General features: G+C 64.7%; 5 protein-coding genes, 1 tRNA gene and 1 pseudogene. All 7 read left to right on the top strand.

From position 1 onward, the window contains the following. A pseudogene (locus tag A5736_RS13385) lies at positions 1 to 176 on the top strand (3-hydroxyacyl-ACP dehydratase); the annotation flags it as partial. Beyond that, positions 163 to 591, top strand: coding sequence for a (3R)-hydroxyacyl-ACP dehydratase subunit HadB (gene hadB, locus A5736_RS13380; protein WP_076126654.1), 429 nt, complete (start codon positions 163 to 165; stop codon positions 589 to 591). The pseudogene A5736_RS13385 and the gene hadB, both read left to right, overlap by 14 nt. 3 nt (positions 592 to 594) lie before the next feature. Further along, positions 595 to 1,095, top strand: a complete 501-nt coding sequence (hadC, locus tag A5736_RS13375) for a (3R)-hydroxyacyl-ACP dehydratase subunit HadC (RefSeq protein ID WP_076126656.1) — start codon at positions 595 to 597, stop codon at positions 1,093 to 1,095. 150 nt (positions 1,096 to 1,245) lie between these two features. Then, positions 1,246 to 1,318 (top strand) — tRNA-Trp (locus A5736_RS13370). A 58-nt stretch (positions 1,319 to 1,376) separates the two neighbouring features. Then, on the top strand, positions 1,377 to 1,838 hold the full coding sequence (gene secE / locus A5736_RS13365; RefSeq protein WP_076246716.1) for a preprotein translocase subunit SecE: 462 nt from the start codon (positions 1,377 to 1,379) through the stop codon (positions 1,836 to 1,838). 26 nt (positions 1,839 to 1,864) lie between these two features. Then, positions 1,865 to 2,611 (top strand): transcription termination/antitermination protein NusG, encoded by a 747-nt coding sequence (gene nusG / locus A5736_RS13360; protein WP_076246714.1) that lies wholly within the window; start codon positions 1,865 to 1,867, stop codon positions 2,609 to 2,611. A 26-nt stretch (positions 2,612 to 2,637) separates the two neighbouring features. After that, positions 2,638 to 2,990, top strand: a 353-nt coding sequence (gene rplK, locus A5736_RS13355; protein WP_076246713.1) for a 50S ribosomal protein L11, incomplete at its 3' end; no start/stop codon positions are given.

Genomic DNA, 2,990 nt, shown 5'->3' with positions numbered 1-2,990 from the left:
AGCTGTACTGCGACGTCTATGTGGACTCGGTCCGCCAGTCGCACGGCACCCAGATCATCGTGACCAAGAACATCGTCACCGACGACGCCGGTGACATCGTGCAGGAGACCTACACGACTCTCGCGGGCCGTGCCGGTGAGGATGGAGGAGAGGGATTTTCTGATGCCACTGCGTGAGTTCAGCTCGGTGAAGGTGGGTGACCGTCTCCCGGAGAGGACTTACCCGCTGACGCGCCAGGATCTGGTCAACTACGCGGGCGTCTCCGGGGACTTGAACCCGATTCACTGGGACGACGAGATCGCCAAGGTCGTCGGGCTGGACACCGCGATCGCGCACGGGATGCTGACCATGGGATTGGGCGGCGGCTACGTCACGTCGTGGGTCGGCGACCCGGGCGCGGTCACCGAGTACAACGTGCGGTTCACCGCCGTGGTCCCGGTGCCCAACGACGGCAAGGGCGCCGAGCTCGTGTTCAGCGGCAGGGTGAAATCGGTCGATCCGGAAAGCAAGTCCGTGACCATCGCACTCACGGCCACGGCGGGCGGCAAGAAGATCTTCGGCAGGGCCATCGCGTCCGCGACTCTGGCGTAGCCCATGGCGCTCAAGACCGATATCCGCGGGATGATCTGGCGGTATCCGGATTATTTCGTCGTGGGTCGCGAACAACTGCGTCAGTTTGCGCTATCGATCAAGAACAACCACCCGGCCCATCTCTACGAGGAGGCCGCCGCCGAACTCGGCCACGACGCGATCGTCGCACCGCTGACCTTCGCTACCATCTTCGCGAAGCTGGTCCAGCTGGATTTCTTCCGGCATGTCGACATCGGCATGGAGACCCTGGTGATCGTCCAGGTCGACCAGCGGTTTGTGTTCTCCAAGCCGATCAAGGCCGGCGACAAGCTGTGGGCCCGCATGGAAGTCCAATCGGTGCAGGAGCGCTTCGGCGCCGACATCGTCGTCACCAAGAACATCTGCACCACCGACGACGGTGAGGTGGTCTTGGAGGCCTACACCACGTTGATGAGCCAGTACAGCGACGGTTCCGCGAACCTGCGCTGGGACGCGGAGTCCGGCCAGGTCGTCCGAAGCGCGTAATTAGTATCTGACTCCTGCGTCGATGTACACTCGGACCTCGGGGTTTTCCCAATACAGCGCGCTGTCCGTCGGTTCGGCGATCACCGAACGGGGAGCGCGCGTGTCGTGTAGGCCCCGGTAGGTAAGCGCAGGTTGGCCTGCCAACCGCGAAGGGGCGTAGCTCAAATGGCAGAGCAGCGGTCTCCAAAACCGCAGGTTGCAGGTTCAAGTCCTGTCGCCCCTGCTGACGGCCAAGACGTGCCATGCTGGACACTAAAAGCCAACGAACAAAGGAGCATGCGGTGAGCGACGAGGGCAACGCTGCCAACGACGCCGCAAGCGACGGCGGCGAGACCGACGACAGCCGCGCCGGCGGTGGTCGGACCGCCGTGGTGACCAAGCCCGCGCGGCCCACCGGCAAGCGCTCCCGGCAGCGGGTGGCCGACGTCGACGAAGACGTCGACATCGAGTCGCCGGACGAGGCCGAGGACGAGGGCAAGGCCAAGAAGACCCGGGCAGCCAAGAAGGACCGCAAGCAGGCCAAGAAACCGAAGAAGCCCGCCGGCCGTTCGGCTAACCCGTTCGTGTTCGTCTACAACTACCTCAAGCAGGTCGTTGGGGAGATGCGGAAGGTGATCTGGCCGAACCGCAAACAGATGGTCACCTACACCTCGGTGGTGCTGGCGTTTCTCGCCTTCATGGTGGCGCTGGTCGGTCTCGCGGACTTCGGGCTGACCAAGCTGGTCCTGTTGGTGTTCGGCTGAGCGAGTGACAGAGAGGACTGAAAACCGTGACTACCTTCGACGGTGACACGTCCGCGGGTGAGGCGGTCGACGTGCAGGAGGTCGCTGAGACCCCTGACGCCGAGGCTCCCATCGAGCCGGTCGAGGCTCCCACCGAGCCGGCCGAGGAAATCGACCCGGCCGCCGCGCTCAAGGCGGAACTGCGCAGCAAACCCGGCGACTGGTACGTCGTGCACTCCTACGCGGGGTACGAGAACAAGGTCAAGGCCAACCTGGAAACCCGGGTGCAGAACCTGGACGTCGGCGACTACATCTTCCAGGTGGAAGTGCCGACCGAAGAGGTCACCGAGATCAAGAACGGCCAGCGCAAGCAGGTCAACCGCAAGGTGCTGCCCGGCTACATCCTGGTGCGCATGGACCTGACCGACGACTCGTGGTCCGCGGTGCGCAATACGCCCGGCGTGACCGGCTTCGTCGGGGCGACGTCCCGCCCGTCGGCGCTGGCGCTCGACGACGTGGTGAAGTTCCTGCTGCCCCCGGGCTCGTCGAAGAAGGCCGCCAAGGGCGCGGCCAGCACCGCCGCCGCCACCGAGGCGGGCGGCCTGGAACGCCCCGTCGTCGAGGTCGACTACGAGGTGGGCGAATCGGTGACGGTGATGGACGGGCCGTTCGCCACATTGCCGGCCACGATCAGCGAGGTCAACGGCGAACAGCAGAAGCTCAAGGTGCTGGTGTCGATCTTCGGCCGCGAAACGCCGGTGGAACTCACCTTCGGCCAAGTCTCCAAGATTTAACTCCCAGGAAGGAACGTCAACATCTCATGGCCCCGAAGAAGAAAGTCATCGGGCTGATCAAGCTGCAGATCCAGGCCGGGCAGGCCAACCCCGCTCCGCCGGTGGGACCCGCGCTCGGCCAGCACGGCGTCAACATCATGGAGTTCTGCAAGGCGTACAACGCCGCGACGGAGAACCAGCGCGGCAACGTCATCCCGGTGGAGATCACGGTCTACGAGGACCGCAGCTTCACCTTCGCGCTCAAGACACCGCCCGCCGCCAAGCTGCTGCTGAAAGCCGCGGGCGTGAGCAAGGGTTCGGCCGAGCCGCACAAGGACAAGGTCGCCAAGGTGACCTGGGACCAGTGTCGCGAGATCGCCGAGACCAAGAAGGCCGACCT

Origin of the sequence: Mycobacterium sp. SP-6446 (assembly GCF_001954045.1) — a bacterium.
Taxonomy (GTDB): Bacteria; Actinomycetota; Actinomycetes; order Mycobacteriales; family Mycobacteriaceae; genus Mycobacterium.
Note: the sequence above shows the minus strand (reverse complement) of the source record. Positions and strands in the feature narration are given on the sequence as shown.